The organism is Rhodococcus sp. 14-2483-1-2 (genome assembly GCF_002259405.1).
In the GTDB taxonomy this organism is placed as follows: Bacteria; Actinomycetota; Actinomycetes; order Mycobacteriales; family Mycobacteriaceae; genus Rhodococcoides.
This window is the reverse complement of the sequence record NZ_NPFW01000017.1, coordinates 197694-213784: the sequence shown is the minus strand read 5'-3', so window position 1 is coordinate 213784 and position 16091 is coordinate 197694. Positions and strand designations below refer to the sequence as shown.

Below are 16091 nucleotides of genomic sequence, written 5' to 3'. Positions count from 1 at the left end.
ACGCGGGAAACAGGGTTGGGGCCTTAGGATTTGCCTTCAATCCTACTGTCGATAGAGAGTGGCCTTCATGAAGAAGCCGCATCGGGTCAGGCCGGTCGTCGTTCCGGTTCTGATCGCACTGCTGATCACCCTGTTGGGATCGCTGCTCGGTCCCGCCATGGCATCCGCACAACCCGCCCCGCCTGCACAGAACTACTCGATCGCGACCGACACCACGTTCGCACCCTTCGAATTCCAGGACGAGAGCGGCAAACTCGTCGGAATCGACATGGACCTACTCGCCGCGATCTCGGTGGATCAAGGCTTCGACTACACCGTCGAGCAGGTCGGTTTCGATACCGCACTCCAGGGCGTCACCAGCGGCCAGTTCAACGGAATGATCGCCGGCATGTCGATCACCGACGAACGCAAGGCCACCTTCGACTTCTCCGAGCCGTACTTCGATTCCGGTGTCCAGATGGCGATTCTGGATTCCAACGACGACATCACGGGCTACGAGGATCTGCGCGGTAAGTCCGTCGCGGTCAAGAACGGCACCGAGGGCGCGACCTTCGCCGCGTCGATCGCAGACCAGTACGGCTTCACCATTCGCAGCTTCGACGACTCCGCCACGATGTTCGAGGAAGTGCGTACCGGCAACTCGGCGGCCGCCTTCGAGGACTACCCCGTGCTCGCCTACGGAATCACCCAGGGCAACGGATTCAAGACCGTCACCGAGAAGGAAGCCGGTGCCAGTTACGGATTCGCGGTCGCCAAGGGCACCAACGCCCAGTTGCTCGAACAGTTCAACACCGGACTCGAGAACCTGCGCGCCAACGGCCAGTACGACCAGATTCTCGACACCTACCTCAACGCCGATGCCTCCACCGCCGACACGTCCATCCCCGGTCTGATCGCCAGCAGCTGGCAGTTGCTGCTCAAGGGCCTGTGGCTGACCATCGTGTTGACCGTCATTTCCATCGCCATCGCGTTGGTGCTCGGCGGGATCTTCGGTCTGTTCCGCGTCTCCACCAACATCGTGCTCCGCGGCATCGGCACCACCTACGTCGACATCTTCCGTGGCACACCGCTTCTGGTGCAGGCATTCTTCATCTACTTCGGTGTACCCGCGGCGCTGAACTTCCAGATGTCGGCGTTCACCGCAGGCATCATCACGCTCTCGCTCAACGCCGGTGCCTACATGGCCGAGATCGTCCGCGGCGGCATCCTCGCCGTCGACAAGGGACAGATGGAGGCGTCGCGCAGCCTCGGCATCAGTTACCTCAAGTCGATGCGAAAAGTGGTGATGCCACAGGCAATTCGCACGATGATCCCGTCGTACATCAATCAGTTCGTCATCACGCTCAAGGACACGTCACTGCTCTCGGTCATCGGCCTCGCCGAACTGACCCAGACGGGTCGTCTGATCATCGCCCGCAACTTCGAGTCGTTCAACATGTGGCTCATCGTCGGCGTTCTGTACTTCATCATCATCATGGCTCTCACCAAGCTGTCGAACCGGCTCGAGAAGAGGATCAACAAATGAGCACCGAACTGACCAAGGACCTGCCGGTCGACAGCGGTTCCGGAACCAAGATCTCCATCAAGGGCCTGCAGAAGGCGTTCGGCGACAACACGGTTCTCAAGGGCATCGACGCCGAGATCGCCAACGGTGAAGTGGTGTGCGTCATCGGGCCGTCCGGCTCCGGCAAGAGCACGTTCCTGCGTTGCCTCAACAAGCTCGAGGACATCACCGCCGGATCGGTCGTCGTCGACGGCACCGACCTCACGGCCAAGAACGTCGATCTGGACAAGGTGCGCCAGAACATCGGCATGGTGTTCCAGCACTTCAATCTCTTCCCACACATGACCGCCCTCGAGAACGTCATGCTCGCGCCCGTCGAGACCAAGAAGATGTCGAAGTCGCAGGCCAAGGATTCGGCCGTGAAACTGCTCGAACAAGTGGGCCTGTCCGAGCGTGCGAACTACAAGCCGGCCAACCTCTCCGGCGGGCAGAAGCAGCGCGTCGCCATCGCCCGGGCACTGGCCATGAGCCCGTCGATCATGCTGTTCGACGAAGCCACCAGCGCACTCGACCCCGAGATGGTCGGAGAAGTACTGCAGGTGCTGCGCGACCTCGCCAAGGGCGGCATGACGATGGTCGTCGTGACCCACGAGATGGGCTTCGCACGCGAGGTCGCCGATCGTGTGATCTTCATGGCCGAGGGCGTCATCGTCGAAGAGGGAACCCCCGACGAGTTGTTCGGAAACCCGCAGAACCCACGTACTCAGGACTTCCTGAACAAGGTGCTCTAGCCCGCCCGCCCCCGCCCCCGTTTGCGTCAATGGACCACTGCAGCGCTCAGACGTATGCAATGGTCCATTGACGCGGACGGGTGAGACCGAACGAAGAACGGTTCAGGCTTATGTGGCGTCGGCGTCGATCGGCGGGGTGTCGCCGGCCGACAGTTTCGGCTCGTTCTTGCTCATCGACACCGTGCCGCCGGACGCATTGCCCGAGGACACGCCGTTCCGAGGCGTCGGGCCGCCCGGACTCTTCGGCTTGGCGTCGAAGGGCTTGCCCTTGAAGGTGTCCTCGAGTGGGTTCTTGAAAACCGAGTCGTCGCCGTCGAGCAGGTGCTTGGTGATCACTGCCCGCGGGGTCATGCCCCGGAGTTGATTGAGATCCGCGAGCGGTTTGCGGAGGTCCTCGAAGTCGGTGCCGAGTTCGTCCTTGAGCTGTTGGCTCGCGCCGTTGGCATAATCCTTGACCTGGCGGATCGACTTGGACACCCAGCTGATGGCGCCGGGGAGGCGATCGGGGCCGAGGATGACGAGAGCTGCTACGAGGAGAATGACGAGCTCTCCCCAACCGATGTTGCCGAACACGCCTGCCAGCCTACGTCGTCAGTCCGAAACCGGCGTGACGGAGAGGTCCACCAGCCGCCCCGACCGGACGAGTTGCACCGGAACCGGCTCCCCGATGGTCGTGGCCTGCACGGCGACGACCAGTTCGTCGGCGTCGCCCACGGCTCGGTCGCCGACCTTGGTGATGACATCGCCTTCGACGATTCCGGCCTGCTGGGCAGGACCGTCGGCGCGGACGTTCGCCACTTCCGCGCCTGCCGAGGTGTCGTTGATGACCGAGCGGGCATTGATTCCGATGTCGGGGTGCCGCATGACACCGTCCCGGATCAGTGACTGCGTCACCTCGAAGACCTCGTCGACCGGAATGGCGAAGCCGAGGCCGACCGATCCGCCGCTCTCGCTGCGGATGGCCGAGTTGATGCCGATCACGCGGCCCTCGAAGTCGATGAGTGGACCGCCGGAGTTGCCGGGGTTGATGGCGGCGTCGGTCTGCACGGCATCGATGACGGCGTTGGTGTCGGTGCCTTCACCCGACAGGGCGACGGGCCGATCGAGCGCGCTGACGATGCCCGAGGTGACGGTCTTGTTCAAGCCGAGCGGTGAGCCGACGGCGATCACGTCCTGCCCGACGCGAACGTCGGCGGAACGACCGAGTTCGGCGACGGTGAGGTTGCCGACATCGGTCTTGAGGACGGCAAGGTCGGTCTTGGTGTCGCGTCCGACGATGTCGGCCGGCACCTTGGTGCCGTCGGAGAACGTCACTTCCAGGGTCGAGTTCTCCGGGTCGGATGCGGCCAGTGAGATCACGTGGTTGTTCGTGACGATGTAGCCGGCACCGTCGATGACGACGCCCGAGCCGGTGCCCCCGGTCTCGCCGAGCGTCACCTGGATCGAGACGACGGACGGCAGGACGGCGTCGGCGACCTTGCTGATCTGCCCGCGCGGGATGTCGTCGCCGCTGGACTGGGTCAGGGTCACTTTTTGACTGGTCAACGCCCCGGTGACCTCGGCGGTGAGGCGACCGAACAGCCCGCCGACCAATCCGATGACGAGGGCGAGAACGCCGAGTACGACGAGAGCTCGGACGGACACCGACCGACCGAACAGCACGTCGCGCACACCGAGTTTGGTGCCCGGTGGAAGAACGGGAGGAGGTGGGGAATCGAGCGCCGCGCTGCCGAGGGACACCCGAGCGGTTGGATCGCGCCACGGATCGGCCGGAGCCGACGGGGCCGTGTCGCTGTCGTCCTCGGCGTTCGGGTCGCGCTGCAGCGAGTCCTGGGCATCGTCCGGACGTCCGAACGCCTCGGCGAGGATGGGATCGGGTGGACGAACCGATACGCGCGAGGGAAGTTCCTCGCCGGCCCTACGCGGAGAGAACGAGCCGTCCACATCGTCGGGACGTCCGAACACCGAGGCCGACACCGGATCGACGGACGGCCGATAGACCGGACGCGGTGGCAACCGAGGACCTTCGGGACCGGTCCCTGCGCCCTCGAAATCTGCCGGGTCGGTGCCTGCGGTCTCGGTGCTGGTCGAATTCGATGTCACGCGTCCGGTTACCCCTCGCATACGTCGGTGTGAGAGTTCAGTATCACTCGAGCGGTCGGCGCGACTCGATGCAGGTGAGAAGTCGTCGCGCAGATCTCGGTGCGATCAGCGTCGGCGACGGCGGACGTCGGCGACGGCGGACATGAAGGTTCGCTTGGTGTGGGACGGCCGATCCTCGCCCGCGCAGGACGGTATCTGGCTGAGCAGTCCGAGCAGAGAATGCGGCATCGACATCTCCCCTGCTCCTCGCAATGCCTTCCGTGCCTGCTGCTGGGCCTCGACCTCGGCAGCACATTCGGGGCATTCGGACAGGTGGTCGGCTGCACGGAGGTAGGCAGGCATTCGCAATTCGCCATCGACGTACGCCGCGACGGCCTCACTGGCCAGATGTTCGGTGGAGCTGAATCGCCTCGGCTTGCGCGCCTGCGTCATCCAACCCTCCTCGTAGCTAGTGGACACTTGCGTGACCCGAGTCGACCTTCCCGTGCACTCGAAGGTACTCGCGTAGCGCCTGGCGTCCACGGTGAATGCGACTGCGAACCGTTCCGAGCTTGACGCCCAGTGTCGCACCGATCTCCTCGTACGACAGTCCTTCGATGTCGCACAGCACGATTGCGGCGCGGAACTCCGGTGCCAGCGAGTCGAGCGCGGACTGCAGATCGGGGTCGAGGCGCGCATCGTGGTAGATCTGCTCGGGGTTGGGCCGGTCGGAGGGGACGCGGTCGTAGTCCTCGGGGAGCGCTTCCATGCGGATGCGGCTGCGCCGACGAACCATGTCGAGGAACAGGTTGGTGGTGATGCGGTGCAGCCAGCCCTCGAAGGTGCCCGGCTGGTAGTTGGACAGGGAGCGGAACACGCGAATGAAGGTGTCCTGTGTCAGATCCTCGGCGTCCTGGGCGTTGCCGGACAGGCGGTAGGCCAGGCGGTAGACGCGGTCGCCGTGTTCGCGGACCAGTTCGTCCCAGGACGGCATGGTGGAGTCCTCGCCGGTCGCATCGAACACTGCGGTGCCGCTGAGATCGTCGGGCGCGGGTACGGACTCGGGTAGACGCGCGGTGTCGCGATCGCCGTTGATCTTGTAAATAGTTGGATCCTCCTGCTCAGGACTGCGTACGTCCTTCTGATTCAACCGACGACTACCCTCGGATGTTCCAGCTCACACTTCGCAATCGAGATGGACCTTCGATTCCTCCACAGCCTGACGGACCCGCGTGTGGGTCCGGTATGAAACAGCTGAGGCGCACCTGAGAATGTGCGCGTGAGAATGTGCCCTGGGCACGATAGCCTCGGGACGTGCCGACCAACGCCGAGAAGATGCTCGCCTACGCCGAAGACTCCGCTCAGGAGGACGAGGTTCTGATCGCAGCCAGAGAGCGAGCCGTCGACCTGGGTGCCGCCCCGGTACCGCCGTCTGTCGGAGCGATTCTGTCGATCTTCACCCAGATGCTCGGCGCGAAGACGGTCGTCGAAATCGGAACCGGCGCAGGGATCAGCGGTTTGTGGCTGCTCGACGGGATGCGCGCAGACGGTGTCCTCACGACCATCGACACCGAACCGGAGCACCAGCGTGCGGCCCGAGAAGCGTTCCGCGCGGGGGGAATTGCGCCCTCGCGTACCCGGTTGATCAACGGCTGGGCGCTCGACGTGCTCCCCAGGTTGGCCGACGACACCTACGACTTGGTGTTCATCGATGCCAGCCCGGCCGACCACCCGCACTTCGTCGCAGAGAGTGTTCGACTTCTGCGCCCAGGCGGAGTTCTGGTGCTGCACAACGCATTACTGGGTGGTCGCGTGGCCGACCCGACTCAGCGGGACGCGACCGCGGTGGCCGTCCGCTCCGCTGCCCGGGCCATCGCCGAGGACGAGCGTCTGACGACGGTGCTGCTGCCTCTGGGTGACGGGCTGATCTGCGCGTCGAGAGCGTGAGCGGCTGCGCCGCATGTGAGTGGTAACTCGTAGCGGGCTACGAGGCAGGAGTGGAGCCCGCGAAACGACCCGAGGGCTCCACCACTCACATGCCGCAGGCTCTAGATCCAGACGCCCTTGCCGACCGAGACCACTCCCCCGGCGCTGACGTTGAAGCGCTCGCGATCGCGCTCGTGGTCGACGCCGATGATCTCGCCGTCGCCCACTACGACGTTCTTGTCCAGGATCGCGTGCCGCACGACGGCACCCTTACCGATCTTGACGCCGGGCATCAGGACGCTGCCCTCGACCGTCGCGCCGCTGTCGATCATGACGTTGGAGCTGAGCACCGAGTTGCGGACGGTGGCGGCGGACAGGATGCAGCCGGCACCGACGACCGACTCCTGCGCCAAGCCGCCCTGGACGAACTTGGCGGGCGGCAGGTTCTCGGCCGATCCGCGGATGGGCCAGCGGCGGTTGTAGAGGTTGAAGATGGGGTGCACCGACACGAGGTCCATGTGGGCGTCGTAGAAGGCGTCGATGGTGCCCACGTCTCGCCAGTAGCCGCGATCGCGTTCGGTGGCACCGGGAACGACGTTGTCGTTGAAGTCGTACACCGAGGCGACGCCCGCTTCGACGAGTGCCGGAATGATGTCGCCGCCCATGTCGTGGTCGGAGTCGACGTTCTCGGAGTCGGCCTTGATGGCGTCCACGAGCACCTTGGTGGTGAAGACGTAGTTGCCCATCGAGGCGTAGGTGACGTCGGGGTCGTCGGGGGTGCCGGGCGGTTGAGCCGGCTTCTCCAGGAACTGGGTGATCTTGCCGTTCTCGTCCGAGTCGATGCACCCGAAGGCGAATGCCTCGCTGCGCGGAACCCGGATGCCGGCAACGGTGACGCCTGCACCGGAGTCGATGTGCTGCTGCACCATCTGCTCCGGGTCCATCCGATAAATGTGGTCGGCACCGAACACCATGATGTACTCGGGGTCCTCGTCGTACACCAGGTTCAGCGACTGGAAGATGGCGTCGGCACTGCCGGTGTACCACCGGGGCCCGAGACGCTGCTGCGCGGGAACCGGGGTGATGTACTCCCCGGCGAACCCGGACAGTCGCCACGTCTGCGAGATGTGGCGGTCCAGTGAATGGGACTTGTACTGGGTGAGCACGCAGAGCCGGAGGTAACCGGCATTGACGAGATTGCTCAGTACGAAGTCGATGAGTCGGTAGGCGCCCCCGAAGGGAACGGCTGGCTTGGCTCGGTCCGCGGTCATCGGGTAAAGGCGCTTACCCTCTCCGCCGGCAAGCACAATCCCTAGTACGTGCGGTTGTGTCCTCACCCACTCAACCTATCCGCACCGAGAGAACCTTGCTAGCAGTACACGCACAACTGCTGGGGAATGTAGGTTCGTTCACGTGCGCGTAGCAATGATGACCAAGGAATATCCCCCGGAGATCTACGGTGGCGCAGGAGTTCATGTCACGGAGTTGACCGCGCAGCTGAAATCGCTGTGCGACGTGGACATCCACTGTATGGGCGCGCCGCGCGACACAGCGCAGGTGCACGACCCCGATCCGGCGCTCGCCGGAGCGAACGCTGCGCTGACGACGCTGTCGGCAGAGCTGCGGATGGCGAACGCCGCAGCCGACGCGGACGTGGTGCATTCACACACCTGGTACACCGGCCTCGCCGGTCACCTCGCGGCCGAGTTGTACGACGTCCCCCACATCCTCACCGCACACTCCCTCGAGCCGCGACGGCCGTGGAAGGCCGAGCAACTCGGCGGCGGCTACCGCATCTCGTCGTGGTCGGAGCGCAACGCGGTGGAATACGCCGACGCCGTCATCGCCGTCAGCGAGGGCATGGCCAAAGATGTGCTCGACGCCTATCCGCGACTCGATCCGAGTCGGGTTCATGTGGTGCGCAACGGAATCGACACGCAGCGGTGGTTCGCCGACCACGGCACCTCGACCCTCGACGAGATCGGCGTGGATCGAAGCAAGCCGATCGTCGCGTTCGTCGGGCGCATCACCCGGCAGAAGGGCGTCGGACACCTGATCGCGGCGGCCCATCACTTCGACCCGTCGATCCAGCTCGTTCTGTGTGCAGGCGCCCCCGACACTCCGGAGATCGCCGCGGAAACCGAGCGGGCCGTGGCGCTGCTCGCCGAGCAGCGCAGCGGCGTGTTCTGGGTCAAGGACATGCTGCCCACCGACAAGATTCGCGAGATACTCACCGCAGCAGCCGTGTTCGTCTGCCCCTCGGTGTACGAGCCACTCGGCATCGTCAACCTCGAAGCGATGGCCTGCGAAACTGCCGTGGTGGCATCGGATGTCGGCGGCATCCCCGAGGTCGTCGACGACGGCCGCACCGGACGCCTGGTGCACTACAACTCCTACGAACCCGACGCCTTCGAGCGGAACCTGGCGGACACGGTCAACCAAGTAGCCCTCGACCCCGCACTCGCGGAAGCGATGGGCAAGGCCGGGCGCGAGCGAGCCGTCGCCGAGTTCTCCTGGGCGTCGATCGCGAAGCAGACTCTCGCCGTCTACAACGACGCTCTGGCGCGGCGGCGATAGGTCGATACCGTCACTGATGCGGTGACCTCGGTGGTTTCCGGTAGCTGCGCCAGCGCCGCAGACCGAGCCTCGGGGTCACCGTGGCGCGCCGACGGGCCCATACCGATCAGAGCCTCGATGTCGTTGTGCGAGAGCATCATCGAGTATTCCATCGGGGATTCGTCCACCGGCTCGAACAGACCGGACAACGACTCGCTCAGGCGGCGAGTCTTGTCCTCCTCGACGCCGATCAGACCCAGCGGCCCCCGCAGCTCACGCTGATGCCGGGACGTCGGCGTGACGACCACCAGAACGCCGTCGTCGACGAGAACCCGATGCAGTTCACCGGCATTGCGCGGAGCGAACACGCACGTCACCGCGGACAGAGCACCCGATCGCACCGGCAGTCCGCTCCAGATGTCCGCGACCACGGACCCCAGCCTGGGATGGGACCGCGCGGCGCGCCTGGCCGCGAACTTCGACACGTCGACGCCTATGCCCCTGGCGTCGGCATGGGCGTCGAGAACAGCCGCGAGGTAGTGACCGGTTCCGACCCCGACGTCGAGCACCACCTCACTGTCCGCCGGGACACCCGCCGAGACCGCTGCGGCGATCGGGTCGAAGTGCCCCTCCCCCAGGAACACGTCGCGCGCCGCGATCATCTCGGCCGAGTCGCCGGTGAACTTGCCGCCGTCACCGGTCAGCAGACTGACGTAGCCCTGCCGAGCGACGTCGAACGAGTGCCCTCGATCGCACCACAGCGTCCGATCGGTGTCGCCTGCGCCGAGCCCGGAGTCGACCTCACGCACTCGGCACTGCGGACACAGCAGTACGTCCACGATGTCGGTCAGCATCCGACTCCTCCTTCATCACGACTCTGCCGGACGCCACAGTCGTGAACACAACACAAAGCCCCGCTTGCCGGTACGGCGAGCGGGGCTGAGCGATGATCGATCGACAGGGCGATCAGCCGGTGACACCCTTCAGTTCGTCACCGAGTGCTGCGGCCTCGTCGGGGGTCAATTCGACGACCAAGCGGCCGCCCCCCTCGAGCGGGACACGCATGACGATTCCTCGTCCCTCTTTGGTTGCTTCGAGGGGACCGTCCCCGGTCCGGGGCTTCATCGCCGCCATCCTCTGCTCCCTCCAGATCTGCGCCCACCAGCTCGGCGCCTAGGCCAAAAAGATAAATTCGTCGCGGGGCGACGGGTGTTGTCACCTATTCTTCCCTATCCCCGTCGATACCGGGAACCGGAGTCGGTATTGACGACCTGCACCCAGCACCCCGACAGGTGATCGTCGACCATTCCGGTGGCCTGCATCAAGGCGTACGCGGTTGTCGGACCGACGAAGCGCAGGCCCCGCCGCTTGAGCTCCTTCGCCAGAGCCGTGGACTCCGGAGTCGAGGCGGGTACATCGGAGAGCTCGATCAGGCGCGCCGGCCTGGGTTCGGGAGCGAAGGACCAGAGCAGGGTGTCGAGGTCGGTGTCGTCGAGATCGACGATGGCGCGCGCGTTGCTCACCGCTGCGTCGATCTTGAGCCGGTTGCGCACGATGGACGCGTCGTTCATCAGCCGTTCCACATCGGCCTCGCCGAACCGGGCCACCAGCTCCGGATCGAAACCGGCGAATGCGGTGCGGAAACTGTCACGCTTGCGCAGGATCGTGATCCACGCCAGACCCGATTGGAACGCTTCGAGACACAGACGCTCGTACAGCTCGTTGCGGCCGTGGAGCGGCTGTCCCCACTCGATGTCGTGATAGTCCCGGTACAGGTCGTCGTCGGTGGCACCCCAGGGGCAGCGCATCCGGCCGTCCGGTCCGGCGACCGCGCTCATCGCTCGTCCGGTTCGGCCTCGACCGGGGACGGGGCAACCGTGTCCTGCAGCTGCTGTGCTGCCGACAGCCGCGAACGGAGCATGTCGATCTCGCCGCCGAGTCGCTGCAGCGCCCAGTCGACCTCGCTCGGCTTGTAGCCCCGCAGGGTCTGCTGAAACTTCAGCGCGTGCACGTCGGCACCGGTGACGCCCTCCGCGGGCAGAACGGTCGCGGTGGTTCCCTCGGGCAGCGGGCCCAGTTCCTCACCGCGACCGAACACCGCTGACGCCACGAAGAACAATGCAGCGGCGACGACGGCAATGACGACGACGTAGATCAGCAGCGTCAACATGCCACGATCTTGTCACGTCCCTCGGACACGCTATTTCAGCGAGTTCATCGCCGGTCGGTCCAGCAACGACACCTCGGTCGAGAACGGCTCGAACGAGTCACCGTCGACCCGGAATTGCATCAGACCGGCACCGGAATCGACCATCCCGCACCGATTGAGCATCGTCCCGACGATCTGCCTGCTCATCGCCCCGAGTTCGACCAGCGGGCGGTTGCGGTGCTTGCGCACACCCAGATTCACCTGGCCGATCGCCCGTAGCCCGAGCCTGTCGTACGTGTCGAGCAACAGCCCGATCTCCACGCCGTAGCCGGGTGCGAACGGCACCGCGGACAGAAGCTCGCGCGTACCGGCGTACTCGCCGCCGAGGGGCTGAATGACCCCGGTCAGCTCGGGCCGCAGAGCAGCGAGCAGCGGCCTTGCCACGAGTTCGGTGACGCGTCCACCGCCGTTGGCGTCCTCGGTTCCACTCGTCCGCAACGGACGGCGGTAGTAGCCCTTGACGAGGTGGATGCCGTCGCCCATCAGCAGGGGGCCGAGCAACTTGGGCACGAACGCCGGATCGGGGTTGATCAGGTCCGAGTCGACGAACGCGATGAGGTCACCGGTCGACGCGGCGACCGATCGCCACAGCACCTCGCCCTTGCCAGGTACGGGGTCGACGCCCGGTACCGCTTCTTCTCGGCTGATGACACGTGCACCGGCCGCTGTCGCGCGCACGGCCGTTTCGTCGGTGGACCCGGAGTCCAACACGATCAGCTCGTCGACGAGGCCACCGAGCAACGGGTGGATCGTGTCGATGACGGCGGCGACCGTCTGTTCCTCGTTGAGTGCCGGGAGTACCACCGACACCGTTCGGCCCGCTTTGGCGGCCTCGAGTTCGGCAATGGTCCATTCGGGGGTGTCCCAGCTGTTGGTCTCAGACCACGCTCTGGTCACGTCCGTTCGATCTGCGAGTGTCATGCCAGACCCCTGACCGTCCGCGCCGGGGTTCTCAGACCCTGGATCGCTGCCACCATGTCCACGACTCTTCTGGTCGACGCAACTTCGTGCACCCGGAACATTCGGGCTCCGCCTGCTGCGGCCAATGCTGTCGCTGCCAATGTTCCCTCCAACCGGTCGGCGAGCTCTACACCTAGAGTCTCGCCTACGAAGTCCTTGTTGCTCAGCGCCATGAGCACAGGCCACCCGGTGTTTACAAGATCGTCCACGCGACGCAACAACTCGAGCCCGTGATAGGTGTTTTTCCCGAAATCGTGCGTCGGATCGATAAGAATCGAGTCTTTTTTCACCCCCTCCGCGACGGCGTTCTCGGCGGCGGCGGTGACTTCGGCGATCACGTCGGCCACCACATCGGCGTATCGAACCCGATGCGGGCGAGTACGGGGCACCGCACCGCCGGTGTGCGAGCAGACGATGCCGACTCCCTCGGCGGCAGCGACGCGCACCAGCTCCGGGTCGGCCCCGGCCCACGTGTCGTTGATCAGATCCGCTCCGACGCCACAGGCCAGTCGAGCGACCTCGCTGCGCCAGGTGTCCACACTGATCAGCAGCTCCGGATACGCGTCCCGGATGGCCTCCACGAACGGAACGACACGGCGGATCTCCTCCTCGGCATCGACGATGTCGCCGGGGCCGGCCTTCACACCACCGATGTCGATCATGTCGGCACCCTCTGCGACAGCCCGGTGCACCGACGCCATCGCAGCATCGTCGCTGAAATTCGCACCCCCGTCGTAGAACGAATCGGGGGTGCGATTGACGATGGCCATGACCAATGCGCGATCGTCGGCGACCGGTTTGCCGCAGAGGGTGCTCATGAAATCAATAGTGGCACGCGCGCATCTTTCGAGTGCTCAGCCCTTGGGTGCCTTACCTGCGGCGACCTCGGCGACGTAACCGTCGTACGCCTTCTCGTAGCCACCGGACTTGCCGCGCAGCACGTACAGGTCGCTGTCGCTGTCCTCCTCGTAGCCGAGCTTGCGCAGGGCCACCTTCTGACTCTTGAACGTCGACGTCTGCTCGAGACTGTCTACGACCCTGACGAAGAGCGGCACCGCGTACGTCGGGAGTTTGTCGTAGAGGTGCTCGGCCATCGTCTTGCCGTCGAAGGTCTCGCCCTCGCGCAGCGTCACCGCAGCCATGCCTGCTTTGCCGTCGGTTCCCTCGATGTCGACGCCGTACACGACGGCCCCGTCGATCGACGAGTGCCCACCGAGGGCTCCCTCGACCTGGGTGGTCGCGACGTTCTCGCCCTTCCAGCGGAAGGTGTCACCGAGTCGATCGACGAACGCGACGTGCATGAAGCCCTGCTTGCGGACCAGGTCGCCGGTATCGAACCACGCGTCGCCGTCCTTGAAACCGTCGCGCACCATCTTCTTCTCGGTGGCCTTGTCGTCGGAGTAACCGTCGAACGGCGCCCGGTCGGTGATCTTGGACAGCAGCAGTCCGACCTCGCCGTTGCCGACCTTGCGGAGCTTGCCGTCCTGGCCGCGCTTGGCCTTGCCGGATTCCTCGTCGTACTGGACGACGGCGTACGGCAGCGGGCAGATGCCTGCGGTCTTCTTCATGTTCAGGGCGTTGATGAACGCGATGTTGCATTCGCTGGCGCCGTAGAACTCGGCGACGCGGGAGATGCCGAATCGCTGAGTGAACTCTTCCCAGATCTCCGGGCGCAGTCCGTTTCCGACGATCAGCTTGACCGAGTTGTCTCGGTCGGAGGGCTTCTCCGGCTGAGTCAGCAGGTAGCGGCACAGCTCACCGATGTAGGTGAACGCGGTGGCCTTGTTGACGCGGACGTCGTCCCAGAAATTGCTCACCGAGAACTGCTTGCCGATGGCCATGGTCGCGCCACCTGCGAGCACCGAGGACAGAGTCACCGTCAGGGCGTTGTTGTGGTAGAGCGGAAGGCAGCAGTAGATGACGTCGTTGCTGCGCAGCCGCACACCCATGTTGCCCAACCCGGACATCGATTTGAGCCAGCGGAAGTGGCTCATCAGGCTGGCCTTCGGCATGCCGGTGGTACCCGAGGTGAAGATGTAGAACGCCTTCTCCTTGGCCTGGATCTCCGCGGTGACCTTCGGGTTCGCCGTCGACGCCGTCGCCGCGAGTTCGGCCAACTTCTTCAGCGGCAGAACTGCTCCGACCTTCGGCTGCCCGTCGAGCGAATCGAGAGCTTCCTGTGCGTTCTCGTCCAGCACGAGGACGGTCGCGTCGAGAATGCCGAGGCTGTGCTCGAGCACGTCACCGCGCTGGTTGTAGTTCAGCATTCCCGCGGTGGCACCGAGCTTGACGGCAGCGAGTGCGGAGAAGAGCGCCTCCGGGCGGTTCTTGCTGAGGATGCCGACGACGTCGCCGCGCTTGACTCCGTGGTCTGCGAACACCGCGGCGTACTGGTTGACGAGCTCGTTCGCCTCACGGTAGGTGATCGACTCGCCCTCGAACCGCACGAACGGACGGTCGCTGTTCTTCGCGGCGGCGTCCTGGAAGATCTGACCGATCGACGCTTTGTGGTCGGGCTTACGAGTGAATCCCGCCAGGCCCTTGAGCAGGCTGGGCACCTCCGTCACCATTTTCGGCAACGCGACCGCGAGGTCGGTCACTCCAATTTTCTGACGGGCATCGACAGCCATGAACTCCCCTTTGAAGACGATGTGAGATTTCTTACCCTACTTGAGGGTAACAACTTTGAGCATCTCTCTTCACGGCCGCGCTTTATGACCTGTCACAACGTTGCGCATGCATTCAGAGCTGCATCGACGGTCGTCGTTCTGACCAGGGCGTCCAGAGCGCGCTGTTGCACGAATCCGGTCTCTCGCAGGCCTTCTATCCACTGCATCATGCCGTCGAAATGTCCGAATGGATCGAGCATCACCATCGGCTTGCTGTGCATGCCCAGGTAGCCCGCAGTCCATGTCTCGAACAGCTCCTCCAACGTCCCGATCCCACCCGGCAAGGTGATGAACGCGTCGGCGCGGTCCTCCATGATCTTCTTCCGCTCACGCATGGTGTCGGTGACGATCAGCTCGTCGGCGTCGACATCGGCGACCTCGCGGTGCACGAGCGCTTTCGGAATCACGCCGACCGTGTTGCCGCCCGCTGCTCGCGTCGCCGCCGCGACCGCGCCCATCATCGAGACGTTGCCGCCACCCGAGACGAGCTGCCAGCCTCGTCGACCGATCTCGGTGCCGACCTCGCCGGCCAGGTCGATGAACGACGCGTCGACGGGGCCCGACGCGCAGTAGACGCAGACACTGAGCAAGCGTTCGGTCGATGCACGATCGCTCACTGCTGGGCCTCGCGGACGATCCGGACGGCCTCGTCGACGCTGTCGGTGCAGTGGATCAGTTCGAGGTCCTTCTCGGACACCTTGCCTTCTTTCACTAGAGTCGTCTTGATCCAGTCGAGAAGTCCCGACCAGAAGTCCTTGCCCAGCAACACGATCGGGAACCTGGTGACCTTGGCCGTCTGCACCAAGGTCAGCGCCTCGAAGAGTTCGTCGAGAGTACCGAAGCCGCCGGGCAGACACACGAACGCCTGGGAGTACTTCACGAACATGGTCTTGCGCACGAAGAAGTAGCGAAAGTTGACGCCCAGATCGACCCATTCGTTCAGGCCCTGCTCGAACGGCAACTCGATCCCGAGTCCGATCGAGTACCCGTCGGCCTCGCTCGCACCTCGGTTGGCCCCTTCCATCGCCCCGGGACCACCACCGGTGATGACGGCGAAGCCCTCCTTCGCGAGAGCAGCTCCGAGTTGCCGGGCTCGGGCGTACTCGGGATGGTCTGCGGGGGTGCGCGCCGAACCGAACACGGTGACGGCCTTCGGGACCTCGGCGAGGGCACCGAATCCCTCGACGAATTCGCTCTGGATACGCAGCACTCGCCAGGTGTCGGAGTGAATCCAGTTCCCTGATCCTCGCTCGTCGAGCAGGCGCTGATCCGAGGTGGACGTCTCGGTGTTCCGGCCACGCCTGAGCACGACGGATCCTTTGTGCTTGGCCGGCTTCTCGGTGCCGGGTTCCTCGAAACCGCCTGGGTCCTGGTCGCTGTTCATGGCGTTCAGG

18 protein-coding genes are annotated in these 16091 nt (G+C 64.8%); 4 read left to right on the top strand and 14 right to left on the bottom strand.

Features of this window, described 5'->3' with window-relative positions:
• Nucleotides 1-67 precede the first annotated feature (67 nt).
• Together CH295_RS16445 and CH295_RS16440 are read left to right on the top strand one after the other, a co-directional pair.
• Nucleotides 68-1525: an amino acid ABC transporter substrate-binding protein/permease gene (locus tag CH295_RS16445; RefSeq protein WP_094741308.1), complete on the top strand. Its 1458-nt coding sequence runs from the start codon at nt 68-70 to the stop codon at nt 1523-1525.
• The gene (locus CH295_RS16440; protein WP_094741307.1) at nt 1522-2295 is read left to right on the top strand and encodes an amino acid ABC transporter ATP-binding protein; all 774 of its coding nucleotides are present in this window, start codon (nt 1522-1524) and stop codon (nt 2293-2295) included. The genes CH295_RS16445 and CH295_RS16440 overlap by 4 nt, the downstream gene beginning before the upstream one ends.
• 108 nt (nt 2296-2403) lie before the next feature.
• On the opposite strand, the gene tatB is transcribed toward CH295_RS16440, so the two are convergent.
• The 4 genes from tatB to sigE form a co-directional block, all read right to left on the bottom strand.
• A complete protein-coding gene (gene tatB / locus CH295_RS16435; RefSeq protein ID WP_037191555.1) occupies nt 2404-2868 on the bottom strand; it encodes a Sec-independent protein translocase protein TatB in 465 nt (154 codons plus the stop codon).
• Between the two features lie 18 nt (nt 2869-2886).
• Nucleotides 2887-4419, bottom strand: a complete 1533-nt coding sequence (locus CH295_RS16430) for a S1C family serine protease (RefSeq protein WP_502694505.1) — start codon at nt 4417-4419, stop codon at nt 2887-2889.
• Nucleotides 4420-4503: 84 nt separating this feature from the next.
• Complete coding sequence (locus CH295_RS16425; protein WP_037191683.1) at nt 4504-4830, bottom strand: anti-sigma factor family protein; 327 nt, start codon at nt 4828-4830, stop codon at nt 4504-4506.
• A 16-nt stretch (nt 4831-4846) separates the two neighbouring features.
• The gene (gene sigE / locus CH295_RS16420; protein WP_052047749.1) at nt 4847-5473 is read right to left on the bottom strand and encodes an RNA polymerase sigma factor SigE; all 627 of its coding nucleotides are present in this window, start codon (nt 5471-5473) and stop codon (nt 4847-4849) included.
• A gap of 239 nt (nt 5474-5712) precedes the next feature.
• Between sigE and CH295_RS16415 the strand changes: the two genes are divergently transcribed.
• Nucleotides 5713-6324: an O-methyltransferase gene (locus tag CH295_RS16415; protein ID WP_032365496.1), complete on the top strand. Its 612-nt coding sequence runs from the start codon at nt 5713-5715 to the stop codon at nt 6322-6324.
• Between the two features lie 101 nt (nt 6325-6425).
• On the opposite strand, the gene glgC is transcribed toward CH295_RS16415, so the two are convergent.
• Entirely contained in the window at nt 6426-7640 is a 1215-nt protein-coding gene (gene glgC / locus CH295_RS16410; RefSeq protein ID WP_037191552.1) for a glucose-1-phosphate adenylyltransferase, read from the bottom strand.
• A gap of 76 nt (nt 7641-7716) precedes the next feature.
• Between glgC and glgA the strand changes: the two genes are divergently transcribed.
• Nucleotides 7717-8880, top strand: a complete 1164-nt coding sequence (gene glgA / locus CH295_RS16405; protein ID WP_037191550.1) for a glycogen synthase — start codon at nt 7717-7719, stop codon at nt 8878-8880.
• Here the strand turns inward: glgA and CH295_RS16400 are convergent.
• From CH295_RS16400 to CH295_RS16360, 9 genes are all read right to left on the bottom strand, one after another.
• The gene (locus CH295_RS16400; RefSeq protein WP_094741306.1) at nt 8850-9713 is read right to left on the bottom strand and encodes a methyltransferase domain-containing protein; all 864 of its coding nucleotides are present in this window, start codon (nt 9711-9713) and stop codon (nt 8850-8852) included. The genes glgA and CH295_RS16400 overlap by 31 nt on opposite strands.
• A gap of 112 nt (nt 9714-9825) precedes the next feature.
• Nucleotides 9826-9993 (bottom strand): DUF3117 domain-containing protein, encoded by a 168-nt coding sequence (locus tag CH295_RS16395; protein WP_008714277.1) that lies wholly within the window; start codon nt 9991-9993, stop codon nt 9826-9828.
• Between the two features lie 95 nt (nt 9994-10088).
• On the bottom strand, nt 10089-10697 hold the full coding sequence (locus CH295_RS16390; protein ID WP_094741305.1) for a DNA-3-methyladenine glycosylase I: 609 nt from the start codon (nt 10695-10697) through the stop codon (nt 10089-10091).
• Complete coding sequence (locus CH295_RS16385) at nt 10694-11029, bottom strand: DivIVA domain-containing protein (RefSeq protein ID WP_037191540.1); 336 nt, start codon at nt 11027-11029, stop codon at nt 10694-10696. The genes CH295_RS16390 and CH295_RS16385 overlap by 4 nt, the downstream gene beginning before the upstream one ends.
• Nucleotides 11030-11059: 30 nt before the next feature.
• Nucleotides 11060-11989, bottom strand: coding sequence for a glucosyl-3-phosphoglycerate synthase (locus CH295_RS16380; RefSeq protein ID WP_032394090.1), 930 nt, complete (start codon nt 11987-11989; stop codon nt 11060-11062).
• The gene (gene folP / locus CH295_RS16375; protein ID WP_037191539.1) at nt 11986-12846 is read right to left on the bottom strand and encodes a dihydropteroate synthase; all 861 of its coding nucleotides are present in this window, start codon (nt 12844-12846) and stop codon (nt 11986-11988) included. The genes CH295_RS16380 and folP overlap by 4 nt, the downstream gene beginning before the upstream one ends.
• 36 nt (nt 12847-12882) lie before the next feature.
• Nucleotides 12883-14658: a long-chain-acyl-CoA synthetase gene (locus CH295_RS16370; RefSeq protein ID WP_037191538.1), complete on the bottom strand. Its 1776-nt coding sequence runs from the start codon at nt 14656-14658 to the stop codon at nt 12883-12885.
• Between the two features lie 92 nt (nt 14659-14750).
• Nucleotides 14751-15314 (bottom strand): LOG family protein, encoded by a 564-nt coding sequence (locus CH295_RS16365; protein WP_176460785.1) that lies wholly within the window; start codon nt 15312-15314, stop codon nt 14751-14753.
• On the bottom strand, nt 15311-16081 hold the full coding sequence (locus tag CH295_RS16360; protein WP_037191537.1) for an LOG family protein: 771 nt from the start codon (nt 16079-16081) through the stop codon (nt 15311-15313). The genes CH295_RS16365 and CH295_RS16360 overlap by 4 nt, the downstream gene beginning before the upstream one ends.
• Nucleotides 16082-16091 lie beyond the last annotated feature (10 nt).